We start from the raw sequence: 20,567 nt of genomic DNA, 5'->3' as shown, positions 1-20,567 counted from the left end.
GTAAAGACGTGACCGGGTCTAGCAGTATCTTCAAACCCTCTACTACCCTTGAGTCTCCCTGCTCTAAATGGTGCGCCCGGGAGACTCGAGCCATTTTTTGTGATAAAGTTCCAAATTAATTTTTAGTAGGTTTTACAAACAATAATACCGTACTTAATATAATAAAAGTTAGTCCGCACATCCAGCCAAAACTGTAACCAATTTTACTGTAAATTGAATTTCCTGTCCCCAGCGGTACTTCCCCCATGATATCTGCTTTGTCCTGCCCTATATCACAAGATACGCTCTTTAGAATACGCCCTCTACTATCGCTTAGAGTTAATAATCCCCACTGCCCGGCTCGGGCTACTGCAAAATCCCCCTCAACTCCACGCATTATTGCAACACGTGCATGACTCCAACTATCATCATGGAAATCCAGGGCAGGAATGAAAACAATATTTACACCCCGTTGACTATACTCTAATGTTGGTTGAATAAAATCCATATCTTTGCAAATTTCAATGCCCCATTTATTCATAACTCCTAATGAATTCCCCGGAGTATACCTACTTTCATAAGTAGGTTGAAGATGTTTTTTATTATATTGAAAAATCTCTTCTCCTTCATGAGAAAAAACGTAGGCAGAATTATATAGTTTATTACCGTCTTTACTAGTTACTCCCAAAATTAAACTAATTTTATTCTTCTGGACCATATCACTAAAGTATTGTAAATTTTTATCATGACCATCTAAATTAATAATTTTTTCCGGCAACAAAACAACTTCAGCTCCAGACTGCGCAAGCAAATTAACTTTTTGAATATACCGTTCAATAGTTTGGTTAACTTGCTGTTTATCCTTGTTTGCCGATACTGCCAAATATTGTTCTAAATTAGTTGATATCGCAGCAATCCCAATCTTTATTTTTTCCCCTTCCAATGGCATATTCAAACGGTAAAATCCAAATAAAACTGTTACTATCAATAGACTTATTGGAATCAAATTTGCTTTTATTCTGCGATTTTGCGGGTAACGATAAAATAAAGCTATATTTGCAGTAGTAATGGCCATCAAAAAAGTAATACCCCAAATACCTGTGATGGAAGCAATTTGGATAATTGGCAAGTTAGATACCTGCGTATAAGCAATACTGCTTACTGTTCCATGTGGAGAGAATAAGGAGAAAATAAATTCTTGTGCAGTTAAGCCACTTGCAAAAATGACACTCGTATCCCACCCTTTCCATTTATCCGCAATAAGGCGAAAAACAACAAGTACACTTGCAACTGCAATTGCGTTAAAAGTAATAAACGGCCAGTATATAAATATAGGCAGTACGGCATGAGGATTCGCCGCTCCCAACATATACGATGTAAATCCAACAATAAACGTAAGAAACACTGATTTTCTCAATGAATATATACAGAGTATAAATAATGCAATCCACGAAAAATACCAAGACTCTACGGATAGGAAGAAAGATAATCCACTCGTAACAGTCGCGAAAACACAGTCCAGTAACTTAGACCATTTAGCCCAATAGCGCTGCTTGCATATAGCATTCTTGTTAAAACCGAGTAATTGCATTAAATAATACCTTCTTCATATATTTTTTGATTAAACACTTTGAATTTTATACCATTATTTACCTGGAATCAATTAAAAAAGTTCTGAAACAGAGGGACGGTTCTTTTGTTTCCTGTAAATAAATGCTATTATATGAAAAAGACATAAAGCAGGTGAGAAAAATGCCACGAACTGCCCGGAAGAAAAGTAATAGCGGAATATACCATATAATGATAAGAGGAATAAATAGACAAACAATTTTTGAGGACGATGAAGATAGAATTAAATTTATAGATACTGTAAAGAATTATAAGCAAAAATGCGGATTTAACATTTTTGCCTATTGTCTAATGGATAATCATGTCCATCTAATTTTAAAAGAAAACGATGAGCCAATAGAAAAGCTAATGAAGCGAATCGGAGTAAGCTATGTTTATTGGTATAATCTGAAATACAAACGTACTGGCCATTTATTTCAAGATCGATATAAAAGTCAAGTTATTGAAGATGATAGTTATTTATTGTCGGTAATACGATACATACACCAAAATCCTATTAAAGCAAATATCACAACTTCCATGGGCAAGTACCCATGGAGCAGTTATGCTGAATATATAGGGCATCCTACTATAACAGATATAAACTTTGTTCTCGAGATATTCTCATCAAACCCTAAAAAAGCAAGAGAATTATTTGCAGAATATATGGATGAGAACGGAGAAGATATTCTTGAATTGAAAAGAAGATGCAGATTAACTGATGAAGAAGCAAAACAAATTGTGAAGCAAGTGTTGGGTAATTTATCAACTAATGAATTACTAACTATGGAAAAAGAAAAAAGAGACGATTATTTAAGGCAATTTAAAGAAAATGGCGGGATATCAGTTAGACAAATAGCAAGAATAACTGGGATCACTTTTAATGTAGTAGCTAAAGCGTAGGAAACAGTAGAACCGTCCCGTTGTATCTTCTATGCGATTTATTATTATCCAAAATAAACACCTCGCTTTCATTATAAAAGAAACTAAACGTTTCAAACAACAAAAGAGACAAATAGTTTCAAAAGACTATTGACGATTTATAACCTGTAACCGTTAGAGAAATTTTAGGAATACAGTCCCATCTACTTGGCTTAACAGGTTCGGATAATAAAAAACAGACGAAAAAAATCATTTAAGATATTTTTCGTCTGTTTTTTGTTTTGTATCCCAAAATATAATGTCAAGCGAAGCCTTTATTTTGGCTTTGTCTTCTTCAGTCAGTATTTTATTGCCGAACCGGACATTTTTTAGTTTAAGAAATTCCAGCAAATCGTTAGGTATAGTATCAAATTGAAGTATGGGAGAAGTGGAATCATATCCAATAACGAGATAGTCAATAGACACGTTAAAAAAACCTGCAAGTTGTTTTAATGTTTGTAAATCCGGTTCGCGTTTATCTGTTTCATATAGAGATAGGCGGGAGCGAGAGATTTTTGTGAGTTGTGCTAATTGTTTTTGTGTAAGGTCCTTGCTATCGCGCAGAGCGGCGAGCCGTTTACCAAGAGACATAAAATCAACTCCTACCTATAATTATATGCTACAGACAGTAGCAATAGAATAATTTGCTTCTAAATGTTGCAGATATGATTGACAGCTACAAAATGAAGCATTATAATTTAGATATGGATATGCTTCAAAGGGAAGCAAAGGAGGTGTTCAATTGAGAAAAGAATTAGCTATTGCGCGTGAGAATATTGGACTTACGCAAGTTGAAATTGCCAAGATATTAGGAATTTCCCGTAGTTTTTACGGGTTAATTGAAAATGGAGTAAGAAACCCTGACTACGGACTGGCTAAACGAATAGCTAAAGCCCTTAAGGTATCTCCGGAGAGCATTTTTTTGACCTTGACGGCTTCAAAATGAAGCAAGTGAAACAGCGCGATTCTCCTACGTATGAAGAACCTGATACCTAAATTATACCAATAATGATTTCCATAATCTTCAACTTTATTCCGACAAAATGTAAGAGAATACCCCATGCCCAACCCCCTTCACAAACGAACCTTAACAATTATACCCCATATTGAAAGGAGAGGACCCCTATGGATAATACCCTAAGAAAAAGCGAGACAGCCCCAAGCTGTCTTCACGTCACATCCGAAATCGGCCGCTTGCGATCGGTGCTGCTGCACCGGCCGGGGCAGGAAGTGGAGAATTTAACGCCGGACTTGCTGGAACGGCTGCTGTTTGACGATATTCCCTATCTGGAAGTGGCGAGACAGGAGCACGATACTTTTGCCCAGGTGTTAACCGACAACGGCGTGGAAGTGCTGTATCTGGAACAACTGGCCGCTGAGGCGCTGACTGATGCGCAGGTTAAAGAAGCGTTCATCCGTGAGTTTATTCGGGAAGCCGGGGTTGAAAATGAGAACCTCAGCTACGCGCTTACCGACTATCTTCTGGGACTGCCCGCTCAGGCCATGATTGACAAGATGATGGCCGGGGTCCGGCGGGAGGAACTGGCCTGTTACCAGGGGCAGTCGTTGTTTGAGCAGGTCAATGATTCCTATCCCTTTGTCTGCGACCCTATGCCCAACCTGTATTTTACCCGCGACCCGTTTGCCACCATTGGCGGCGGCATCACCCTTAACCATATGCGCACCCAGACGCGCAACCGGGAAACCCTCTTTGCCGAGTATATTTTTAAGCATCATCCGCACTTTGCGGCGGCCAACATTCCACTGTGGTTTGACCGGTACGAGACGACCGCCCTCGAAGGCGGCGACGAACTTATTTTAAGCGACAAGGTACTGGCGATCGGCATATCCCAGCGGACCGACTCGGCGTCGGTGGAAAAGGTCTGCCGCAAACTGTTCACGGCCCATACCTCTTTTGCGACTGTCCTGGCCTTTCACATCCCGGCTTCCCGGGCGTTTATGCACCTGGACACCGTGTTCACCATGGTGGATACCGACAAATTTACCATTCATTCCGAGATTGAGGGTCCATTAACCGTGTATGAAATGCGCCCATGCCCCGAACGGGGTGGGAATGTACGGATTAGGATTGAGAAACTTAACCTGAAGCTGGAAGACATCCTGGAAAAATATCTGGAGCGCCAGGTCACCCTTATCCGCTGCGGCAGCGGCGATCAGATTCACGCCGCCCGGGAGCAGTGGAATGACGGCGCCAATACTTTGGCGATTGCGCCGGGCGAAGTGGTCGTGTACGCCCGCAACCATGTCACCAACCGGATCTTAGAAGAGTATGGCATCAAGCTCCATGTCATTCCCTCGTCGGAACTGTCGCGGGGGCGGGGCGGCCCGCGCTGCATGAGCATGCCGCTGGTGCGGGCCGACTTATAAACACAAAAAAGATAGAGGAGAGAAAAAAATCGTGGCTTTTAACTTGCGCAACCGCAATTTTTTAACCTTGCAGGATTTTTCACCCAAAGAAATTACGTACTTATTGAACCTGGCCAAAGAACTCAAACGGGTCAAATACACCGGGACCGAACAGCCCCGTCTCAAGGGCAAAAACATCGTCATCCTGTTTGAAAAAGATTCCACCCGGACGCGCTGCTCGTTTGAAGTGGCGGCGCTGGACCAGGGGGCGCATGTCACCTACCTGGGGCCGACCGGCAGCCAGATGGGGAAAAAGGAGTCCATCGCCGACACTGCCCGGGTGCTGGGCCGAATGTATGACGGTATTGAATACCGGGGTTTTGACCAAGGCATTGTCGAGGAACTGGCCGCCTATTCGGGCGTGCCGGTATGGAACGGCCTCACTGACGCCGATCATCCGACCCAGGTGCTGGCCGACTTTCTGACGGCGCAGGAACATCTCAACAAGCCGTTTGGCAATATGGTGTTCGCCTACGTCGGCGATGGCCGCAACAATGTGGCTAATGCGCTGATGATCGGGGCGGCCAAGCTGGGCATGGATTTCCGTATCGTATCGCCCCAAGCGCTGTTCCCGGCGGCTGATCTGGTGGAAAGGTGCCGCGCAGTGGCGGCTGTCAGCGGTGCCAGGATTACCATTACTGACGATATCGCCGCCGGTGTGGCTCAGGCTGATGTGCTCTATACCGATGTCTGGGTGTCCATGGGCGAGCCGGAGGCCGCCTGGGCAGAACGGATCAAACTGCTTAAGCCCTATCAGGTAAATGCGGACATGCTGGCTCTGACCGGCAACGGCAGTGTGATCTTTGAACACTGCCTGCCCGCTTTTCATGACCTCAAGACCACGATTGGACAGGCCATCTATCAGAAATTCGGCTTAACCGCCATGGAAGTGACCGATGAAGTCTTCGAAGGCAGCCATTCCGTCGTCTTTGACGAAGCCGAAAACCGTCTGCATACCATTAAAGCCGTTATGGTCGCCACCTTAGGCGCCTAGCGGCCGGAACCCACAGAGCCATTGCGGCTAGTTACGGACTGCTAACTCCTTTTGCCCTACAAGCAATCCGCACTAAATCTTCGGATAAAGAGATAGGAGGGTTGGGTATGGAAAATGATAAAAAACTGGGCCTTATCGCGCTGATCGGTCTTGTCATCGGCTCCATGATCGGCGGCGGCGTCTTTTCGCTGCCGGCCGACATGGCTAAAGGGGCAGGGGCCGGCGCCATCCTCGTTGGCTGGCTGATTACCGGGATCGGCATGATTGCGCTGGCCTTCGTTTATCAGAATCTGGCGGTGCGCAAACCCGATTTGAACGGCGGCGTGTACAGTTATGCCAAAGCGGGTTTCGGCGATTACATCGGCTTTAACGCCGCCTGGGGCTACTGGCTGAGCGCCTTGCTCGGCAATGTGTCCTATGCCGTCATGCTATTCGGCGCCCTGGGCTATTTTTTCCCCGTCTTCGGCAAGGGGAATAACTTCGTAGCCATTGTCTGCGCTTCGGTTTTGGTCTGGACCATCCAGGTGCTGATCCTGCGCGGTGTGAAACAGGCCGCGTTCGTCAACATCCTCACAACCGTGGCCAAGCTGGTGCCGATATTCCTGTTTTTGATTATTGTGCTGGTATCCTTTAACGTCGATATCTTTACGCTGGATATCTGGGGACAGGCCGATATCTCACTCGGCAGTGTCGCCGACCAGGTAAAAAGCACCATGCTGGTTACCTTATGGGTCTTCATCGGCATTGAAGGCGCCGTAGTAATCTCCGGCCGGGCCAAAGAGCGGCGGGATGTGGGCAAAGCCACGGTGATCGGGCTTGGCGGCACGCTAATTATCTATGTCCTGGTGTCGGTCCTGTCGCTCGGCGTCATGAATCAGGCGGACCTTGCAGGACTGGATACGCCCTCGACGGCCTATGTCCTGGAGGCCCTTGTCGGCCCCTGGGGCGCGGTGGTTATTAACGCCGGTCTGGTTATTTCTCTGTTTGGCGCCCTATTGGGCTGGTCCATCCTGGCGGCGGAAATTCCGTTTGTCGCCGCTAAGGACGGGGTGATGCCTCAGTGTTTTGCTAAAGAGAATCAGCAGGGCTCGCCCGTCATTTCCCTTACCTTAACCAATGTGCTGGTGCAGACCGCGCTGATTATCACGCTGGTGTCCAGCAGCACCTACCAGATGCTGTACTCTATCGCCAGTTCGGCGATTTTGATTCCCTATTTGTTCAGCGGTCTGTATGCCTGGAAGCTGGCGGCTACCGGTGAGACCTATGACACCAATCCAGGCGGGAGGACGAAAGACTTCATTTGTGCGGCCCTGTCCAGTGTGTATGCGGCCTGGCTGATTTATGCCGCCGGGCTGACCTACGTCCTGCTGGTCACCATCCTATACGCGGTCGGTATCGGCGTCTACGCCAAGGTCCGGCAGGAAAAACAGGGACAAGTCTTCAATGGCTATGAGAAAATCATTGCCCTGGTCTTGTTCGCCGCCGGTATTGTGGCAGTAGGACTGCTGGCGACAGGGCAGTTGGGTTAATCATTCATAAATGCAAAAAAGCAAGAAGCAATGAGAAAAGAAAGCGAGGCGAATAAGCCATGAAATTGGTGGTTGCCCTTGGAGGCAATGCGCTGCAGGCTGCCAATAAGCCGGCCACGGCCCAGGCGCAGCTTGGCACCGTGAAAGCGACGGTAGTGCATCTGGCCGATTTGATCGCAAGCGGGCATCAGATTGTCATCGTGCATGGCAATGGCCCGCAGGTGGGGCGGCTGGTGCTGCAAAACGAGTACGCCAAACCCGTTACGCCGCCCATGCCGTTTGACGTGTGCGGCGCCATGAGTCAGGGCATGATTGGTTATCACATCCAGCAGGCTTTGCAGGAAGAACTGCATAAACGACACATTCATAAACCGGTGGTCACGCTGCTCACCCAGGTCGTTGTCGACCCGGAGGACGAAGGTTTCCGGAACCCCACCAAACCGATAGGTCCGTTTTACACGAAAGAGGAAGCCGAAATTCTCCAAAATGAACAGGGATATGTCCTGCGGGAGGATGCCGGGCGCGGCTACCGCCGGGTGGTGGCATCACCGGCGCCGAAACGGATTGTGGAATTGGAGACCGTTCAAAAGCTGGTCAGCCAGGACCATGTTGTCATCACCGTGGGCGGGGGCGGCATTCCGGTGATTGAAGCCGAAGACCAAATGCTAGAGGGAATCGCCGCCGTGATTGACAAAGATCTGGCCGCCGAACGGCTGGCCGAGGATCTGAGAGCCGACGGGCTCCTGATCCTGACGGCGGTGGAAAAGGTGGCCCTGGATTACGGCAAGCCGGAGCAAAGAAATCTGGACCGGCTGACGGTCGAAAACGCCCAACAGTATATCGAAGACGGGCAATTTGCCGACGGCAGTATGCTGCCCAAGGTACGGGCCGGGGTCAAGTTCGTAACCTCCCAGCCCGGGAGGCTGGCGATTATTACCTCGCTGGAAAAAGCCGGAGAAGCATTAACAGGAACAAGCGGTACCCGCATTGTGCCGTAAGGGAAACAGATAAAGATTAGTAGAGACAGGGGACCCGCCGGGAACAAGCACGCTTGTTGCCGACGGGTCCCTGCACTATCTGGTGTAACGAGAAAAACAAAGGGGGAAGGAGAACATGAAAAAGCGGCGGCAGGCCAAGCTGCGGCAGCTTGTAGAAAGCCAGTGCCTTATCACCCAGGCCGAGTTAGTGGCCGCGCTGCGGCAAGATGGTCTCACGGTGACCCAGGCCACGGTGTCGCGCGATGCCTGGGAACTGGAACTGCAGAAAGTGCCGACTACTAATGTCGGCGGCCGCAGGTATGCCGTACCGACGGCAGAACAGCGATTTGATCCCCAGACGCGGCAGCGTCTGCTTACGGATTTTATCCGTTCCTTTGACGTTAGCGAAGCAGTGATTGTCTGCAAGGTGCTGCCCGGCGCGGCCAAACTGGTGGCCAGGCTGCTGGCTGGCGTTCCCTGCCCGGATGTGACCGGTTTTCTCGCTGGGCAGGATACGGTGTTTGTGACAGTCCGCTCACCGGAAACGGCGGTGAGGGTGCTGGCGGCGTTTCACCGGCTATGGCGACGGTAAGTGAAAGCGAGAATAAAGGGGTAAAGCGAATGAGTTTAAAAAAGAAGCTGATGCTGATTTTTTCGATAGTGTCGGTAGCGACTCTCCTGGTGTCGTCAATGGTCGGCTATCTATTTACGAAAGAGCAGGTACAGACGAAAATTCAGGCCGAAATGAAGGCGGTTGTTAGTGCGCATGTCAACCAACTGAATGGCTGGCTGGTTAGTAAGACAAAAATGTTGGCAGTCACTGCCGGCACGCTGCAAAGTTCAGTGGGTACTAGTGAAATCACGGTGCCCATGTTAGCCGGCTATAAAACCATGGATACCGAGATACTCAGTGTCTATTTTGGTTCGACAGCAGGGAAGATGGTGGACGGCAGCGGGGATGAGACGCCTGCGGGTTATGACCCGCGTACCCGCGATTGGTATAAAGCGGCCATGGAACAAGGAAAACTTGTTTTTACAGATCCCTATTTGGATGAAGTGACCAAACAAATGGTGGTGTCGGCAGCGATGCCTTACAGGAACCCGATAGGCGAAGTACGCGGCGTGCTGGCGCAGGATATCATGCTGCAAACGCTTGTTGATCAGGTGCAAAACATTAATTTGTACGGTGAAGGCTATGCGTATTTGCTTGACGCCAGAGGGGTTATCCTGGCTCATCCTGATGAGGCTATCATGTCTAAGAATATGTTTGAAGAGGAAAAACTGACAGACATGGCCACTTCCTTTCAAAAAGCAATGGATACAGACCAAGGCTTTAGCCGGAGCAAGGAAAATGGGAAGACCATGTTGACCGTTTATCAGAAACTGCCGGCAACGGGCTGGCTGTTGGCCATAACCGTACCGGAAGCAGTTGTTTTTAAGCCGTTGGCGCAATTGCAAGGGCTGTTGCTGCTGGTAGCCGGTATGGCGGTTATGATCGTCATTGCCATTACCTTGATCACCGTAAAGCGGCTAACCAGGCCGCTGGAAACGCTGGCAGGCCAGGTAAATTTGGTGGCAGGCGGGGACCTTACGATCCAGGCGCACGTTGCGGGCCGGGATGAGATCGCCACCCTGGCAGAAGACTTTAATAAAATGGTCCACAATTTACGCAACTTGATCTTGCAGGTGCATACCAGTGCCGAGCAGGTGGCGGCCTCGTCGAAAGAGCTTACCGCCGGTGTCCAGGAATCGGCGCAGGCGTCTAACCAAGTGGCCGCTGCGGCGGCGGCAATCGCCGGGGGAGCGGAGAAACAACTGGCGGCCGTAGGCCGGACTGCGGGGATCGTGCACAAAATGCTGGCAAGTATTCAGCAAGTGAGCGACGGTGTCCGGCAAACGATGGCGGCATCCTCGCAAGCTGCGAATAAAGCCAAGGAGAGCGGTGTTGACCTTGACAAGGCGGTTGCGCAGATGGGGCTTATTGAAAAAACGGTGACCACCTCAGCCGAGGTGATTCATACATTAGGAGAGCGTTCCCAGGAAATTGGACAAATTGTGGATGCCATAGCCGGGATAGCCGGACAGACCAATTTATTGGCGCTCAATGCGGCTATTGAGGCTGCGCGGGCCGGGGAACAAGGCCGGGGATTTGCGGTGGTAGCCGAAGAGGTTCGTAAGTTGGCGGAGCAGTCACAAGCGGCAGCCAAAAAAATTGCCGGTCTGATCAGCAAAATTCAGGGGGATACGGCAAAAGCCGTTGCGGCTATGGAGAATGGCACGCGGGAAGTTTGCAGGGGGACTGAGGTAATCAGTATGGCCGGCAGGTCATTTCGGGAGATTGAGACGCTGGTCGTGCAAGTGTCGGAGCAGGTAACGGAAATGTCTGTTGCCCTGCGGCAGATGGATACTGGCAGTCAGCAAATCGAATCTTCCGTGCGGGTTATCGATGAGCTTAGCAGAAGAACGGCAGGGGAAACGCAGTCTGTGTCGGCGGCAACCGAAGAACAGTCGGCGTCGATGCAGGCGATTGCCGCGGCGAGCCAAAGGCTGGCAGGGATGGCGGCAGAAATGAAAGCCGCTGTTCGGCAATTTAACGTTTAAACGATAGCGGGTGTCTTACCAGGTATGAGGACAGTGAAGGCTGGAAATGCTAAGGTAAAACGACGGGAGGCAGCTATGCGATCTGTGATCTGGATGAGTAACAATATGCTGGAGCAAATTCTTGACGACAACGGCGAATATGTGTTGCGAAAGGCCGGGACGTCACAGGAAACCCCGCTGGGACAGACAGTAACGGAAGCCAAGGATAAGCTTAGAAAACTTGGCAGGACGGATATTGTCAGTCAGCTATAGGGCCTTACTGCCGGTTGCTTGCCGCTCCGCTGTATTGGGCTCCGGCCCCGGCAATGCCGTCATTTGAATTCTCAGCGGCATAACTGAGAGATCCCCAAAGAATTAGAATGGGAATGAGGAACAGGGATAGTTTACGTTTCACGAGAATCAACCTTCTTTCTGTATTCCTGATTTTAACTAAGGTTAGCATGGTAGTGGTCACCTGTAAAATTGATAGTTTAAATGCAGATGATCGATAAAACCGATTAACAAAAAACCTTCCGGGAATGCCCAGAAGGTTTTTTGTCGGTATATAGAGTAGTTAGGCGAAACACTGGCAAGAAAATGTCGATAAGGATACTAGCGAGAAATAACATATAGTAAGAAGAATGTCAGTACGGTAAAAAATATAGGTTATTTTGTAAAAGAAGACAGGATTATCAGCAGTTGGCGCAAGCCGGCCAGGTGCAGCAGGAGATTTTGCAGGCTATACCGGACTTAATTTTGCGTATGGACAGCCAGGGAAGATTTTTGGGCTATAATCAGCCGGCTAACTTTGCTTTATATGCTTCTCCCGAACAATTTTTAGGAAAAAACGTTATGGATATCATGCCTGGGGAAATAGCCCAGCGGGCGATTGGCTGTATATACCAAACTATCCGTAATGAGAGTATTCAGCTGATGGAGTACGAACTAGTGATCCATAATCAGGCACATTACTATGAGGCCCGGTTTGTCAAAAGCGGTGATTTTGAGGTAATGGCTATCATCCGGGATATTACGTATAAAAAACAGATTGAGCAAAGACTGGAATTCCTGAGCTTAAAGGATTCCCTAACGGAAGTTTACAACCGCGCCTATTTTGAAGAGCAAATGCTTAAGCTGCGTGGTCAGGGCGGCAAAAATGCCGGTATTATTATTTGCGATGTTGACGGACTGAAATTGATCAATGATACGTTGGGCCATTTCGCCGGGGATGAGCTGCTGCGGGCGGCTGCTAAGATTCTGCGCGGCTGTGTGGCTTATCCGGATGTGATTGCCCGGATTGGCGGCGATGAGTTTGCTGTCTTGGTGTCGCAGCCTGAGACGAAAAAAATGAATGAGCTATCGAAAACCATTCGGCTGTTGGTGGAGGATTATAACAAGACCAATCCCAAGCTGCTGCTGAGTCTTTCGATCGGCTGGGCAATCGGTTATGGCGATATCGACGCCCTGTTTAGAGAAGCGGATAATAATATGTACCGGGAGAAAATGCATAAGGGCCAAAGTACGCGCAATACCATCGTACAAGCCATGATGCAGGCGTTGGAAGCCCGGGATTATATTACCGAAGGGCATGCCGAGCGGCTGGAAAGCCTGATTGAGAAGTTTGCGCAAAGAATACAGCTTTCCGCGCCGATGATTGCGGATTTGAAGCTGCTGGCGAAATTCCATGATATCGGGAAGGTGGGCATTCCTGACAATATCTTGTTTAAACCTGGTAAACTCACGCCTGAAGAAATTATTGTCATGCGCCGCCATTGCGAGATCGGCTTTCGGATAGCGAAATCAGTGCCGGACTTAGCGCCGATTGCCGACTGGATTTTGAAGCATCAGGAGTGGTGGAACGGAAAAGGGTATCCCCTTTATCTTGCCGGTGAGGAGATTCCCTTGGCCTGCCGCATCCTGGCGATCGCGGATGCCTATGATGCCATGACCAATGACCGTCCTTACCGCAAGGCCCTGGACGATCAGGCGGCAATCGCGGAATTGCGCCGCTGTGCGGGCACGCAGTTTGACCCGAAGCTTACCGAGGCTTTTATTGACATGCTGACTGCTTCGGATAAAGGATAAAGCGTTATTGGATTTTTTTTTATAAACAGGATTATGGATTTTGGTGTTTGTTCTGCTTATGATGCGGAGGCCCATGGTAAAAGCTGTGGGCCTCTTATTTTGAGAGTGGCTAAGGGAATGGGCCAGGCAATTTATTGAACAGGTGGTTATATGTGGCAGAAATACGTTGGGAAATTAGTATTTCTGCCTTTTATTATGGAAAAAAACGAAACCCTTTAGCTCATAAAACAGCCATTCTAGTTAAATAGCCAGTAAAAAAAGAAAAAAACGAATTTTTCGCATCTTGACATTTATGTGAAAAATAAATATAATTTAACCAACATAGCGAACAAGTGAACAAGCGAGTAAGTAACAAAATGATTTTGCAAATGGCGCAAGCCGATAACGAAGTTGGTTAGGGTTTTATTTCTTAGGGCATCTATCTCCTATATACGTGAAATGATAAAAATAGAGGAAGCGGGGTGATTGAAACAAGGATTTTGATGAAGTTCATATCATGGGAAAGTCCGGTGTGACATTACCGGGTTAAGGAGGTGAAGCAGGGTAACCCCAAGTTGCTGTTTTGGGTGAAGATTACAAAGGGATAAACGAAATGCTCGATGAGCCAATGCTCATGGGTGAAGGAGAGTTTAAATATGGCTTTAGCGGATACTGAAGAAGAACAATTTGGAACCCAGATTTTACAGAAAATTAAGTGGCGCATTATCCCATTTTGTTTTTTGCTCTATTTTTTCAATGGCATGGATCGAGTAAATATCGGTTTTGCAGCGCTGCAGATGAATCAGGAACTGGGTATCACCAGTTTGGATTTTGGCAGAATAGCATCTATTTTCTTCGTGTCTTATTTTTTGTTACAAGTGCCAAGCAACATTTTAGTAGAGAAAATTGGGGCGAGAAGGTGGATTGGCGCAATCGTAATTGGCTGGGGCCTGGCTACGGCAGCTATGTTCTACGCGCATACTATTACGCAGGTTATGTTATTACGCCTATTGCTCGGCGTGTTCGAAGCCGGTTTCTTTCCGGGGATGATCTATTATTTCACCATGTGGTTTCCTGCCAGAGAGCGGGCAAAGGTTACAGCCTTATTCATGCTGTCACTGCCGGTATCGTTTGCAATTGCATCACCGATTTCAGGCTGGATTGTTCAACATATGCATTGGTTAGACTTTGCCGGTTGGAGATGGCTATTTGCAGTAGAAGGCCTCCCAACAGTTCTTTTCGGTATGTTGGCCTTTGTGATACTGGCAGATAAGCCGAAAGATGCTAAATGGCTTTCTGAAAAAGAAAAGACCTGGCTGACCGGTGAGCTGCAAAAAGACCAGGCCGGCAAAACCTTTACAGAGTCTATAGGGTTAACTAGCATACTCAAAAATGGAATACTGTGGAGGCTAATTGCTATTTATACATTTGTGCAGGCAGCTTCACAAGCGGCTGGGTTCTGGATGCCGGGTCTTGTCAAGGGCTTTTCAAAATCATTTTCAGATACTCAGGTGGGCATCATTATGGCGGTGCCCTATGTGATCGCGGCGATTGCGATGCCGCTTTGGGCTGGCCACTCCGATAAAACAGGGGAAAGAAAGTATCATGCTTCCCTGCCTATGCTGGTTGAAGGTTTAGCGTTTTTGCTTATCATGGCAACTGATAATTTAACACTCAAAATACTAGGGGTAATACTATTTGGTGCGATAAGTATGTGCTATTATGGACCCTTTTGGGCTTGTGTCCCATCGCTCCTGGATCCGCGAATTATCGCTGTAGGCATTGCCATGATTAATGCGGGCTCCAGTATCGGTACGTTCGGATCTAACTATATCATCGGTTATATTGCGCAGTCGTCATGGGGGACAAGCGGTGTCTTTATCTTTGAAGCTGCCTTATGCATACTTTCGTTTTTGTTAATGGTAACTATGCGCTCGGAGAGAAAAATGGCTGCCGAGTCTAAGGACGAAGCTCTTAACTAACAATGATTGTTTTGCAAGGCTTAAGAGTTAAAAGAAGGGGGGAAGATGGAATTACTTTGCAATGCAACTCCAATATTGTAGAAAAGGATTGATAGATATGAAGATAACAAGTATAGAAATTTTTGATATTGATTTTAATAGAAAAATTGCTGGTGGACAATCTTGGAATCCGGTAGTAATGAAAATAAATACGGATGAAAACATCAGCGGCTTTGGAGAAGTAGGTCTTGCTTATGGGGATGCGAGCAAGGCTGGCGTGGGAATTTTGAGAGATTATGCAAGACACTTACTAGGGGCGGATCCAATGAAGTCGGAACTGATTTGGAATAAACTGTTGACGTCGACTTTCTGGGGGCAAGGTGGCGGTGGTGTAATTTTTGCCGGCATGAGTGCCATTGATATCGCACTATGGGATATTAAAGGAAAGGCGTTAGGGGTACCTGTTTACCAATTGCTAGGAGGAAAGTCGAATGAAAAATTAAGAGCATATGCGTCCCAGCTCCAGTTCAATTGGCATACAGAAGAAGAAGAAATCCTTTACAAAGCAAGTGAATATGCCGACGTGACTCGAAAGGCCATGGATGAAGGATATGATTGTATCAAGGTCGATCCAATTATGTTTGATGAAGAAGGCATCCCTCATGGCTGGAAAAACAAAGGTCCGTTATCCCAAAGACTACTTAAGAATGCCTGTGAAAGAATTGAAGCCATGCGTAAAGTTGGCGGAGATGGTTTGGATATTATTATTGAGGTTCATAGTTTTACTGATGCTATGGCAGCCATTCAGTTGGGCAAAGCGTTAGAGCCATACAATGTCTTTTACTATGAAGAACCGGTTGCGCCCCTTAATCCGAAGCTAATGAAAAAAGTAAAGGACAATGTCAACATCCCGATCGCAAGCGGAGAAAGAATCTATAGCAGATGGGGATATCGGCCTTTCTTTGAGGATCGGTCTTTAGATGTTATTCAACCGGACTTGTGTACTTGCGGCGGGATTGGTGAAGGCAAGAAAATATGTGATATGGCGCATGTATATGATATGCACGTACAAGTTCATGTTTGTGGCGGACCTATCTCGACAGCGGCTGCTCTGCAAGTGGAAGCGGCAATCCCTAATTTCCTGATTCACGAACAGCATTCTTTTGCCTTGCTGGATTATAATATCAAAACGTGTAAATATGATTATCAACCAGTCAATGGCTACTTTGACGTGCCTGACTTGCCTGGAATTGGACAAGAGCTTTCCGAAGAAACGATGAAGGCGTTCCCACCCATCATAATCAAATGATGGTAGTACCCCAAGTTTTTTGCTGGCTGGAGGCATTACCTATTGCCACTATATAGGGTTAGCCGATGCCGCAATGTGATTATTGCAACTATAAATAAAATAGGTTAGGTAGAGGACTTTTAGAACTGTAATAGGGGAGAGGTATTATGAAAAAGAGACACAAAATAAGCAAATGGTTAACAATTGTATCGGTAGCACTTATGACGATTACCGCGAGCGGAACTGCGATTATTCCCAGTACTGCTCAGGCTGCGGTTGCTCAGTCTTTTAGCGATGTTCCGGTTAACCACTGGGCCTATGACGCCGTGACGAAATTGACACAAGCCGGCATTGTTGATGGCTACAGCGACAGGTACTATAAAGGCGACAAAACTATAACCCGCTATGAAATGGCGATTATTGTGGCAAAAGCAATGGACAAGTATGACACAGCCAACGATACGAACAAGCAGCTAATTGATAAGCTGTCTGCTGAGTTTGCCAGCGAACTCAACAAGTTAGGCGCCCGGGTAGCTAAAGTAGAAACAAAGACCAATACCTGGATAAGCGGCGAAACAAGGTTTCGTTATATGGGGAATACTTCCAATGCTCCGGGCGTATCAAAACTTCATGGATCTGATAAGTTTGATTATCGTCAGCGCATTAAGATTAATGCCAATATCAATGATAATATGTCCGTGACCGCGCGGGTGAATGCTAGTGGCAAAATGGGCAACTATGATAATAGCAATGGTTCAACGGTAACCTTTGATATCTTTGCGGTGACAGCCAAAAATGCCCTTGGTTTCGATAGCATTCGCGCCGGCCGTTTCCCCTATGATGCCTTTTCGCATGGTATTTTGGGTAAATCCATAGGTGTTGATGGTGTTCGCTTTGATAAAACAATCGGGGCTGCTCAGTTTACCGGTTCGGTGAATAATGTCGTAGGCAACGGTACGGCAGCAAATGCTTATAAAGATAGTGTCACCGGGGATGCTAAAACCCTTACGACTGCACAAATTAACTTTAAGGCAAGCAAAAATGTTAATGTGATGGGCGGATATTATTGGTCTGACGTTTCTGGTTTCAGCAGTACTAACGGAGTCGGCGGAACGATGAATATCACTACCGGCGACAGTTTTGCGAACTCGAAAGGCTGGGCAGTGGGTTTTGATGCCAAGTTGGGTGATAAACTGCTGCTTATTGGCGACTATGTTTCTACTAAACTCAATAATGTTTCAGGAAGCCACCTGTCCGATAGTCCGAAAGGCTGGGCTATAGAACTGACTAGCGCCACTAAATTTCGGCCAGCCTTCTTTGAGGGTAAACCACTGACGGACTACACGAAAGTTAACGACTTTGGCTGGGCTGTTTCTTATCGCAGCATTGAAGCCGGTGCTACGCCGTATGGTGCCAGCGGCTTTGACGGTCAGGCACTCAGCTATATGTCAGGAGCCTATCCGGTATTTCTTAAAGGTACTGACAATATCAAAGGCGTATTCCTGGCGGTGGCAAAAACTATTGCCAAGAATGTAGTTTGGACCACTGAACTTCAAGACCTGAAGATCAAGGATAGCAAGCTTACCGGGGGCGTAAGTAATTTAGGTAAATATTACCACACAAAGATTGATTTCTTCTATTAAGATTGAGGAATTATAGATAGCCCGGGGCAGTGAAGCATGGTCCGGGATTGCAAACAATTTATCTATAAATAAAATCCCTTCTACAATATCATACGGGGATAGGACCTCTACCCCTGATTAATTTCCTATACTATATTTAAGATATCGCTCAACTTACTCAAGGCGGATGAGAGATGCAGATATGGAGGCAATCCATACCATTTCAAATCCGCCTCTTGTAGTTACGAATATGGGAGGTTGATATGATGCATCAAATTACCAGAAGAAATTTTTTAAAACTATCAGGCACAGTAGCCAGTGCTGCGATTTTAATGGGGCCAATAGGATATTTTTCCCTAAAGTCAACAGCTTTTGCCCAAGTGGACGATGGAACCCGTATTGTGCCAGTTGTCTGCAACCACAATTGCGGCGGTCGCTGTCAGCTAAAAGCCTATGTAAGAAACGGGAAAATCACAAGACTTATTACTGATGATTCGCCGGATACGGAAAAAATGCCACAGCTGCGGGCTTGTCTTAGGGGGCGCTCTACGACTAATCGGCTAACCCATCCTGATCGGCTCAAATACCCGATGAAACGTGTGGGTAAGCGAGGGGAAGGCAAGTTTCAGCGCATTTCCTGGGATGAAGCCACTAGTCTTATTGCGCAAAACCTAAAGGATGTACTTAATAAGTATGGAAATGACGCCGTATATATCCAATATGGCACCGGTGACCGGGGGGCTGTTTCCGGTCGGTTTAGTGCGTTTCGGTTGATGAATTTACTGGGTGGATACTTGAGTTATTATGGTAGCTATAGTTCTGCCTGCGCTGCCTATGCTGCTCCCTTTATACTGGGTAGTGCAGCTGATAATAATAGCTATGATACTTTAGTACACTCCAAGCTGATTATTTTAAACGGTTTTAACTCGGCCGAAACCATTTTTGAAACGAACTCCAACTATTGGCTGGCAAAGGCTAAAGCAGCCGGCGCAAAGATCGTTGTCATTGATCCCCGCTATTCGGAGACGGCCGCTACTTTTGCCGATCAATGGATTCCTTTAAAGCCTACCACCGATACAGCTCTTTTTGTAGCTATGGCTTATGTCATTATTCAGGAAAATCTTCAGGACCAAGTCTTCTTGGATAAATATTGCATAGGCTTTGATGAAGCTCATATGCCAGAAGGCGTCCCTGCAGGCAATTCTTTTAAAAGCTATGTTTTAGGAGAAGGGGATGGTCAGCCCAAAACCCCCGAATGGGCTGAAGCGATTACCGGAATAGATGCCTTAACTATCCGTCAACTGGCCATTGATTATGCTACAACCAAGCCGGCCCAATTGATGCAGGGGCTTGGACCGCAGCGTCATGCTCAGGGTGAGCTATCCGTACGGATGGGGGCGGTTTTGGCAGCTATGACCGGAAATATTGGTAAACTTGGCGGCGGTAGCGGCACTGGCGAGGGTTACAGAAATAATAGCTTGAAAATTAAACCGATCTTGCCGATTGGTACCAATGCCGTCAAAACATCTATTCCGGTGTTCTTGTGGACAGATGCTATTGTACGGGGCACGGAAATGACGGCGGCCGACGGGGTGAAAAATGGCCCCCTCAAAAGCAATATTAAATTTATCTGGAATTTGGCCAGCAATACGTTAATAAACCAGCATTCAGATATTAATAAAACAAAAAAGATCCTGCAGGATGAGAATTTGGTGCAGTTTATTGTGGCCTCCGACCATTTTATTACCCCCAGCCTCAAATTTGCCGATGTTATTTTGCCTTCTGACCATGCCTTTGAACGGGATGATCTTGGCTATCCCTGGTCTGGCGATCAGTATGTACTCCTGGGCAGTAAAGCTGTGGAAGCACCAGGCGAGTGCAAGCGTGATTATTGGTGGATCAGCCAGGTGGCTGAAAAACTAGGTATGGGAGCCAAGTTTACCGAAGGCAAAAGTGATGTAGACTGGCTAAAGGAAATTGTGGCTGATGCCCAGAAGAATGAGCCGGGTTTTCCCGCCTGGGAAGAATTGAAACAAACAGGTTGCTTCAAAAAAGAAGCTAACCTTCATGTCGCCTATGCTAAGGAGATCAGTGATCGGGAAAGATATCCCTTTAAAACTCCCTCAGGGAAAATTGAGATCTTTTCTAAAACTCTGCACGCTATGAATCATCCGGAAATTCCCGGTGTGCCTAAATATATTGCCGCGTGGGAGGGACCGTCAGATCCGCTGATAGAGAAATATCCGCTGCAGTGTATCGGGCCCCATATTAAACGGCGGACTCACTCTATCTTTGATGAAACGCCTTGGCTGGAAGAAGCCGAAGGTCAGACTATGTGGATGCATCCCGATGATGCTGCTGGCCGGGGTATTGGTGACGGATGCAAAGCTAAGGTCTTTAATGATCGCGGTGCCCTTGTTATACCTGTTCGGCTTACGCAACGTATTCGTCCTGGTGTTGTGGCTATTCCGCAAGGGGCTTGGTATACCCCGAATGCAGAAGGTGTTTGCCAGCGTGGCTGCATCAACATTCTGACTAGCCAGCGACCGACTCCGTTAGCCCATGGCAACGCCCAGCATACTATCTTGGTTCAAGTAGCCAAGCAATAAGGGAAGGA

The 20,567-nt window shown here is 47.2% G+C and carries 17 protein-coding genes; 14 read left to right on the top strand and 3 right to left on the bottom strand.

From position 1 onward, the window contains the following. Window positions 1-115: 115 nt before the first annotated feature. Window positions 116-1,570 carry a nitrilase-related carbon-nitrogen hydrolase gene (locus tag BLR65_RS06745; RefSeq protein WP_093793427.1) on the bottom strand — a complete coding sequence of 485 codons (1,455 nt, stop codon included), beginning with the start codon at window positions 1,568-1,570 and terminating at the stop codon, window positions 116-118. A 122-nt stretch (window positions 1,571-1,692) separates the two neighbouring features. On the opposite strand from BLR65_RS06745, the gene BLR65_RS06740 reads away from it, so the two are divergent. Next, on the top strand, window positions 1,693-2,490 hold the full coding sequence (locus BLR65_RS06740) for an REP-associated tyrosine transposase (RefSeq protein ID WP_245692524.1): 798 nt from the start codon (window positions 1,693-1,695) through the stop codon (window positions 2,488-2,490). Between the two features lie 228 nt (window positions 2,491-2,718). On the opposite strand, the gene BLR65_RS06735 is transcribed toward BLR65_RS06740, so the two are convergent. Continuing rightward, window positions 2,719-3,099: a helix-turn-helix domain-containing protein gene (locus BLR65_RS06735; RefSeq protein WP_093793425.1), complete on the bottom strand. Its 381-nt coding sequence runs from the start codon at window positions 3,097-3,099 to the stop codon at window positions 2,719-2,721. Between the two features lie 151 nt (window positions 3,100-3,250). On the opposite strand from BLR65_RS06735, the gene BLR65_RS06730 reads away from it, so the two are divergent. The 8 genes from BLR65_RS06730 (at window position 3,251) to BLR65_RS29600 (ending at window position 11,288) form a co-directional block, all read left to right on the top strand. Further along, window positions 3,251-3,454, top strand: a complete 204-nt coding sequence (locus tag BLR65_RS06730) for a helix-turn-helix transcriptional regulator (RefSeq protein WP_245692522.1) — start codon at window positions 3,251-3,253, stop codon at window positions 3,452-3,454. Window positions 3,455-3,633: 179 nt separating this feature from the next. Then, entirely contained in the window at window positions 3,634-4,896 is a 1,263-nt protein-coding gene (gene arcA, locus BLR65_RS06725) for an arginine deiminase (RefSeq protein WP_093793424.1), read from the top strand. Between the two features lie 31 nt (window positions 4,897-4,927). Next, window positions 4,928-5,929 carry an ornithine carbamoyltransferase gene (gene argF / locus BLR65_RS06720; protein WP_093793423.1) on the top strand — a complete coding sequence of 334 codons (1,002 nt, stop codon included), beginning with the start codon at window positions 4,928-4,930 and terminating at the stop codon, window positions 5,927-5,929. 107 nt (window positions 5,930-6,036) lie between these two features. Further along, entirely contained in the window at window positions 6,037-7,458 is a 1,422-nt protein-coding gene (arcD, locus tag BLR65_RS06715; protein WP_093793422.1) for an arginine-ornithine antiporter, read from the top strand. Between the two features lie 59 nt (window positions 7,459-7,517). Further along, the gene (gene arcC / locus BLR65_RS06710; protein WP_093793421.1) at window positions 7,518-8,456 is read left to right on the top strand and encodes a carbamate kinase; all 939 of its coding nucleotides are present in this window, start codon (window positions 7,518-7,520) and stop codon (window positions 8,454-8,456) included. Window positions 8,457-8,571: 115 nt separating this feature from the next. Beyond that, window positions 8,572-9,027 (top strand): arginine repressor, encoded by a 456-nt coding sequence (locus BLR65_RS06705; RefSeq protein ID WP_093793420.1) that lies wholly within the window; start codon window positions 8,572-8,574, stop codon window positions 9,025-9,027. A gap of 29 nt (window positions 9,028-9,056) precedes the next feature. Then, window positions 9,057-11,036 carry a methyl-accepting chemotaxis protein gene (locus BLR65_RS06700; RefSeq protein WP_169717068.1) on the top strand — a complete coding sequence of 660 codons (1,980 nt, stop codon included), beginning with the start codon at window positions 9,057-9,059 and terminating at the stop codon, window positions 11,034-11,036. Window positions 11,037-11,111: 75 nt separating this feature from the next. After that, the gene (locus BLR65_RS29600; protein WP_169717069.1) at window positions 11,112-11,288 is read left to right on the top strand and encodes a hypothetical protein; all 177 of its coding nucleotides are present in this window, start codon (window positions 11,112-11,114) and stop codon (window positions 11,286-11,288) included. A 4-nt stretch (window positions 11,289-11,292) separates the two neighbouring features. Here the strand turns inward: BLR65_RS29600 and BLR65_RS29595 are convergent, their stop codons facing one another. Then, window positions 11,293-11,430: a hypothetical protein gene (locus tag BLR65_RS29595; protein ID WP_169717070.1), complete on the bottom strand. Its 138-nt coding sequence runs from the start codon at window positions 11,428-11,430 to the stop codon at window positions 11,293-11,295. Between the two features lie 284 nt (window positions 11,431-11,714). Between BLR65_RS29595 and BLR65_RS06695 the strand changes: the two genes are divergently transcribed. The 5 genes from BLR65_RS06695 (at window position 11,715) to BLR65_RS06675 (ending at window position 20,559) form a co-directional block, all read left to right on the top strand. Continuing rightward, window positions 11,715-13,100, top strand: a complete 1,386-nt coding sequence (locus BLR65_RS06695) for a sensor domain-containing diguanylate cyclase/phosphohydrolase (RefSeq protein ID WP_093793418.1) — start codon at window positions 11,715-11,717, stop codon at window positions 13,098-13,100. Window positions 13,101-13,735: 635 nt separating this feature from the next. Beyond that, on the top strand, window positions 13,736-15,061 hold the full coding sequence (locus tag BLR65_RS06690) for an MFS transporter (protein WP_093793417.1): 1,326 nt from the start codon (window positions 13,736-13,738) through the stop codon (window positions 15,059-15,061). A gap of 97 nt (window positions 15,062-15,158) precedes the next feature. After that, window positions 15,159-16,349 (top strand): mandelate racemase/muconate lactonizing enzyme family protein, encoded by a 1,191-nt coding sequence (locus BLR65_RS06685; protein ID WP_093793416.1) that lies wholly within the window; start codon window positions 15,159-15,161, stop codon window positions 16,347-16,349. Between the two features lie 146 nt (window positions 16,350-16,495). Next, entirely contained in the window at window positions 16,496-17,971 is a 1,476-nt protein-coding gene (locus BLR65_RS06680; protein ID WP_093793415.1) for an S-layer homology domain-containing protein, read from the top strand. 242 nt (window positions 17,972-18,213) lie between these two features. Next, window positions 18,214-20,559 carry a DMSO/selenate family reductase complex A subunit gene (locus BLR65_RS06675; RefSeq protein ID WP_093793414.1) on the top strand — a complete coding sequence of 782 codons (2,346 nt, stop codon included), beginning with the start codon at window positions 18,214-18,216 and terminating at the stop codon, window positions 20,557-20,559. Window positions 20,560-20,567: the final 8 nt, after the last annotated feature.

Source organism: Sporomusa acidovorans (assembly GCF_900101845.1).
GTDB lineage: Bacteria > Bacillota > Negativicutes > Sporomusales > Sporomusaceae > Sporomusa > Sporomusa acidovorans.
Note: the sequence above shows the minus strand (reverse complement) of the source record. Positions and strands in the feature narration are given on the sequence as shown.